General features: G+C 70.1%; 6 protein-coding genes. All 6 read left to right on the top strand.

Annotated features, from left to right (window positions below; genetic code table 11):
• Positions 1-891: Gfo/Idh/MocA family oxidoreductase (locus U9980_RS16410; protein WP_322768717.1), on the top strand; the 891-nt coding region annotated here is incomplete at its 5' end.
• Positions 888-2,003, top strand: a complete 1,116-nt coding sequence (locus tag U9980_RS16405) for a DegT/DnrJ/EryC1/StrS aminotransferase family protein (protein WP_322768716.1) — start codon at positions 888-890, stop codon at positions 2,001-2,003. The genes U9980_RS16410 and U9980_RS16405, both read left to right, overlap by 4 nt.
• Complete coding sequence (locus U9980_RS16400) at positions 2,000-2,587, top strand: NUDIX hydrolase (RefSeq protein WP_322768715.1); 588 nt, start codon at positions 2,000-2,002, stop codon at positions 2,585-2,587. Before U9980_RS16405 ends, U9980_RS16400 begins: the two co-directional genes overlap by 4 nt.
• Positions 2,584-3,282, top strand: coding sequence for a PIG-L deacetylase family protein (locus U9980_RS16395; protein ID WP_322768714.1), 699 nt, complete (start codon positions 2,584-2,586; stop codon positions 3,280-3,282). Before U9980_RS16400 ends, U9980_RS16395 begins: the two co-directional genes overlap by 4 nt.
• Positions 3,279-4,862: a glycosyltransferase family 2 protein gene (locus U9980_RS16390; protein ID WP_322768713.1), complete on the top strand. Its 1,584-nt coding sequence runs from the start codon at positions 3,279-3,281 to the stop codon at positions 4,860-4,862. The genes U9980_RS16395 and U9980_RS16390 overlap by 4 nt, the downstream gene beginning before the upstream one ends.
• A gap of 7 nt (positions 4,863-4,869) precedes the next feature.
• Positions 4,870-5,801: glycosyltransferase family 2 protein (locus tag U9980_RS16385; RefSeq protein ID WP_322768712.1), on the top strand; the 932-nt coding region annotated here is incomplete at its 3' end.

The raw sequence follows: 5,801 nt of genomic DNA, 5'->3' as shown, positions 1-5,801 counted from the left end.
ACCGCCCTGGTGGACCTCGATGATGCCCTCGTCGACCGAGTCGCGGACCGGTTCGGGGTCCCGTACCGCTTCGAGTCCGTCGACGCGCTGTTCAGCGAGGTCGCGGTGGACGCGATGATCGCAGCCTGCCCTCCGCAGGCCCACGAAGAGATCGCCCACGCAGCTATCGAGCGCGGTCTCGGGGTGTTCCTGGAGAAGCCGCCGGCAGTGTCCACCGTGGGTCTGCGGCGGCTCGCGGATGCCGCCGAGCGGCGTGGGGTTACGACGGGCGTCGGGATGAACATGCGCTATGCCGGCCCCTACCTGCGGATTCGGGAGCTGCTGACACAGCCCGAGGTCGGCATGCCGGTGTCGGTGACCGTCCGGCACGTCGCAAGCAAACCCCGCGGGGCGCTGTGGGGGCTGCCGCCGTTGCGGAGTTTCCTGCTCGCCCAGGCGATCCATCCGTTCGATCTCCTGCTGAATCTGACCGGGCCGGCGATGACCGTGGAAACCGTGTGTTTGCATGACGGGACGGACACCCTGGTTTCCGTGCAGACCCAGTCCGCGTCCGGGGCGGTCGGCAGTGTATTGACGGGGACGTATGCGCCTCGGTTCGAGAGCCGGGTGGAGATCCTCACCGACGCCGGAGTCGGGATTGCGCTGACGGGGTTGGCGGAACTGACGGTGACGGGGTTGCCGGCCGCGTCCGCGGCGGGCGGGTCACGGGGCTGGTCGCAGCAGTGGCGTCCGAGCCCGTTGGACACCGGCTTCGAGCGGACCGGATTCCAGCACGAGCTGCGGGCGTTCCTGACCGCTGCAACGTCCCGGTCGCCGTTCACTCCCGGGCTGGCCGACCTGCTTCCCACGTTCGAGCTGTTGGACCTCGTGGAGCAGAGGGCCGCCGCGTGAGCACAGAAGTCCTCGATACCGCCCATCCGCTGCTCGACGAAACGGATAGCGCCGCCGTAATGGAGGCGCTGTCGACGAGGGACCTTTCCGGTACGGCGCCGGTCGTCGCCACCTACGAGCGCGCGCTGGGAAGAACGTTCGGGGTAGGGCATGCGGTGGCCTGCTCATCGGGTACCGCCGCGATCCACTTGGCGCTGCTGGCCCATGGCATCGGACCTGGTGACGAGGTGATCGTGCCGGCGACCGCGCCGGTGATGACCGCGATGCCTGTCCTGGCTGTCGGTGCCCGGCCGGTCTTCGCCGATGTCGCCGACAGCGCGTCCTTTGCGCTCAGCCTGCCCGATGTACAGTCCCGCCTCAGCCCCCGCACCCGCGCGATCATCTCGGTGGCGATGTGGGGCTACCCGGCGGACGGCGATGCGCTGGCGGCCCTGTGCGCCCGGCACGGACTCATCCTCGTCGAAGACGCCGCGCAGGCGCACGGCAGCCGCACCGGCGACCGGCTCGTCGGGACTCGCGGCCGGGTAGGTGCCCTTAGCACCCACGAGCGCAAGCTCATCAATACCGGTGAAGGAGGTTTCCTTCTCACCGACGACACGGACATGGCCCGCCGGCTGGTCGCGTTGCGCAACGCCGGAAAGATCGCCAGGGGTGAAGAGTTCGGCCGCTGTTTCGGCTTGAACTTCAAGTTGCCGGCGCTGTCCGCGGCGCTCGGTGTGAGCCAGCTGGCCCGCTTCGGGCAGCGGCTGGCTACCCGGCGGGTGATCCAGGCACGTCTGGCCGCCGCGCTGGCCGGCGTCGCTGGTGTGACGCCCTTCCCGGTCCGCGACGGGACCGCGAACGGGTACGCCGTGCTCTTCCTCGCCGACGACCCCGCGATGGCGAGTCTGCTGGGTGAGGGCCTCGGCGAGGCCGGGTTCGTCTCCGACCCGCACCGCTATGCCTACCGGCCGCTGTACCGCTATGACGCGTTCGCTGACATCCCCGCCGACGATTGTCCGAATGCCACGGCTTTGTGCTCCCTGTTGGTCAGCCTGCCCTGCCACGAAGGCGTGGCACCCACCGACGAACAGCGGATGATCTCTACGATCCGCCGGGTCCTCGAATCATGAGGGGGGCTCGTCACGCGACCGCCAGCGTGTTCCTCCTACACCAGCCCGCCCCTGGCCGGCGGTGGATGCTGGGGCTGATCCGCCATCCCCGCTACGACCGGTGGATGCTTCCCGGCGGACATGTTGAACCGAGGGAGAACCCGGCCCAGGCCGCGCTGCGCGAGGTCGCCGAGGAAACCGGCCACACCGCTGCCCTGGTGGCCCCGCCGCATCAGATCCCGGTGCCCTGGGGGTTCGGTGGCGACGGGGAGACGGCCGTGGCGATGCCGTGGTGGATCGTGGAAGAACCTGTTGGAGCCGACCGGCATCCGGAACCCCACATTCATGTGGATCACCTCTACGTCGGCTTCGTCGATCTCGATGTGGCTGTCGACCCCGGCGAAGGGCAACTCCCGCGGCGGTGGTTCGGCGCCGAGGAGCTATCGGGACTGGACATGTTTGATGGCACCCGCCGGCTGGCCACTGACGTCCTGAACCAGGCCGCAGCCGGCCGACTGACCGCGGCCGGTGACGCCGGGCCCCGGCCGGGCCGCCGACGGCTGCATACCCGCCTCTGGAGCCCGATGGGACGGGTACGCCGGTGAGCCGGGTTCTGGTCGTCGCCGCGCACCCGGATGACGAGGTGCTCGGCTGCGGCGGCAGCATCGCCCACCACACCACCGCCGGCCGCACCGTCGGCGTGCTCTACCTGACGTCCGGCGAGCACGCCAGCCCCACCGTCGCCCCTGACCAGCTCGGGCCGATCCGGGAACAGGAAGCCATCGCCGCGACCGGTGTCTTGGGCGTAGCGGCGGATGAGCTGACATGGCTACGGATTCCCGACGGCGGCGTGGACGTCCGCGATTCCGACCAGGTCGGTGCCGTGATGACGGTCCTGCGCCGTTTCCAGCCCACGCTGCTATACATGCCGCATCCCGATGACGGTTCATTTGACCATCGGGAAGCAGCCGCCCTGTGCCTGCGCGCGGCGGGGATGGCCGGCAGCGCCAACTTCCCCGAATGGGGCGGCGGACCCTGGTGGACCCCGACGATCCTGGGCTATGAGGTGTGGAGTCCCATCGCCGATCCGGTCTACCTCGAAGACATCACCGACACCCTTGAGGCCAAGGTGACGGCGTTGTGGTGCTACCGGTCGCAGACCCAGACCGCGAAAGGCGCAGGGCAGGCCGACTACGTCGGCGAACCAGCCCGCTATCTGGCCGGCTACCGCGGCGCGATGACCGGCGGCGGCTTTCGGGAAGCATTCACCGTGCACCGCCTCGGAACGGTCCCGCTATGAGCCCCCAGAATCGGCGGGCGCCGTGGGCGCGGCTGTGCTGGGCCGCAGCCGCGGCCACCACTGTCCGCGGCGTCCAGGGAACAATGGGCACCTACTCTTCGCTGCGCTGGCTGCACGCGGCGAGCCCTGATCGCTCCGAACCGACATCGACCGTGCGGGCGCGCCCGTTCTTCGTTTTGATCATCCCGATGCTGCGCGAGCAGGCCCTGATCGGCGATACGGTCGCCTGCTTCAGCCGCATGGCCGCCACCTACGGCCCCGCGTCCGTCGTGGTGGTGACCACCGCACGCGAGGACGCCGAACACGACCGGTCTGGCGCACGCCTACCCGAACTCGCGGCGGCCCTGGCCGCGGGCACACCGGCGTTCCGCCTGGTCCGGGACTTCCGAGGAGTGCTCCCCGTTCCGGTGCTCACGACACTCGCGCAGACCTGTCGGGGGCAGAGCGCCGCGGACTGCGCGGCCACGGTCCAGGCCGAGTTCGACGCCCTGCCCACCACGAGCCAGCTTGCGGCGGCACTCGCCCGTGAGCACCCCTCGGTCCGTCACCATCACTACCCCGACCCTCGGGGCACGATGGCCGACCAGATCAATCACGCCGGGCGTGTCGAACTCGACCGGCTCGCCGCCGCCGGCATGGACATGACGCTGGTGTACCTCGCCCAGTACACCGCCGACTCCCGCCCCGAACCCGCCACGCTCACCACCGCGGCCCGCCGCATCACCGACCTGCACGAGGCGACCGGAAGCCCGCCATGCGTCCTGCAACAGTCCGCGCTATTCCTCGCCAACCTGCCCACCTTCGCCCGGGGCCCGGCCGGCTGCTACCTCACGGGTACGGCGTTCCTCCAGTCTCGGTGGAGCCTGGCCCGAGAGATCCCCACCTGGCGCCGCCACCGCCACCAGCAGGGCACCCGCCGCCGTGCGCGCCCAGGCTGGCCGCGGTACGCCCACTGCACCGGCCACGGCCTGTTCCTGCACGGTGCCACGTTCCTGCGCTGGGGTGGGCTGCCCACCCGCACGATGAACGAAGACCTCGCGTTGGGATTCCTGCTTTCGGCCGCTGGCATTCCGATCGACCCGATCCCCGCCGTCGAATGGGCCGACAGTCCGACCACACCCATGGAGGTCATCCGGCAGAAGCGGCAGTGGTTCTGGTCCTACGTCGACTACCCGACCCTGCTGCGTATCGCCGCCGACGGCGGACTGCCCGGCGAGCCCGTCGCAAGTACGGGGGTCCTTGGGCTGCTCGCCGCCCAGGGCCTTGGCCGGGGAGCCATCTGGCTGGCGACCTCACCCACGCTGGCGGCCACCTGCGCGCTTCCGCTGTTCGCCCGCCGTCCCGCCCTCGGTGCGCTGGCCGCAGCTGCGGCGGCCGGGATCTACCTCGCACCGGCTTATCTGATCGTCGAGGAGATCCGCCGACGGGGCCTGCGATCCGAACGTCTCCGCCTCCGCGAGGTCGCCGGAACGCTCGGCGCCTCCCTCACTCACAGCGCCGGGCCCTGGTGGTGTCTCGCCAACGGTCTGCACCGGGCCGTCACCGGCCACACCTACATCCACGACAAGACCGAACGGTGAACCGTCCATGACCACCACTACCGCGGAGCGGCTTGACCGTCTCGTCGCCGACCTAGTCGTCACGCCGCCCGTCCTGACAGACCATCGGAGCACCTGGCGGCGGGTGTCGGCCGTGCTCACGACCTACAACCGATGCCCGTTCGACCCGTCTGCCGGCCGGCTCCACGACAACCCGCTGACCTGGGCGTTGGACACCCTGCGCGGTCAGGCCGGTGACACCCTCGCCGAGATCGTCGTTGTCGACGACGGCTCCACCGACCACACCGGTGACGTGCTGGACCACTACACCGCTCTGCCGGGCGAGGTTCCCGTCCGCGCCGTCCGCCTAGCCGCGAACGCCGGGATGACCGCTGGTCGGAATATCGCGGTCGAGGCGGCGTCGTGCGACTGGCTGCTGTTCGGCGACGACGACTGCCTGTTCAGTGCCCACTATGCCGCCGGGGCTGCCTACACGCTCGCACGTCTTCGAGACAGCGACCGAGCGGCCGGGCTGGTCATGCTGCCGTTCTACTACCGAGCCCTCCGACCCCGGGACGTCGTCGACCTCGACGAGATCGGCCGCCTCGACCTGGGCACCGCCCACTTCTCCACCCGGTTTCACGCCTTCCCATCGGCCTACCTCGACGGACCAGCACCCCTGCTCGATGCGGCCAGTGGCCTGCTGGCCCCGCTGCCGGTCCATCTGGTCGGAGGGACGTTCCTCACCGACCGCGCGCTACTGACCCGTGCCGGTGGATTCAGCGACCAGACCGGATGGCGCAGTGCCTACGCCGAAGCGCTATACCTGTCCGCCGACCTCACCCGCGCCGGTGTCGGAATGTACTTCGTCCCAGACCCGCGGCTGTCCGCCCCCCACCTGAAATTCGGCACCGCAGGCCGGTTTCCCATTTATCCCGCCGACCTGGACACCGTCGTGCCCATCCTCGACCGGCCCTTCGC

The sequence above is a fragment of the Protofrankia sp. Cr1 genome (assembly GCF_963555865.1).
Taxonomy (GTDB): Bacteria; Actinomycetota; Actinomycetes; order Frankiales; family Frankiaceae; genus Protofrankia.
Note: the sequence above shows the minus strand (reverse complement) of the source record. Positions and strands in the feature narration are given on the sequence as shown.

Coding starts and splice junctions, on each gene's coding strand:
- U9980_RS16390 (WP_322768713.1), top strand. CDS start 3,279: ATGAGCCCCCAGAATCGGCGGGCGCCGTGGGCGCGGCTGTGCTGGGCC.
- U9980_RS16400 (WP_322768715.1), top strand. CDS start 2,000: ATGAGGGGGGCTCGTCACGCGACCGCCAGCGTGTTCCTCCTACACCAG.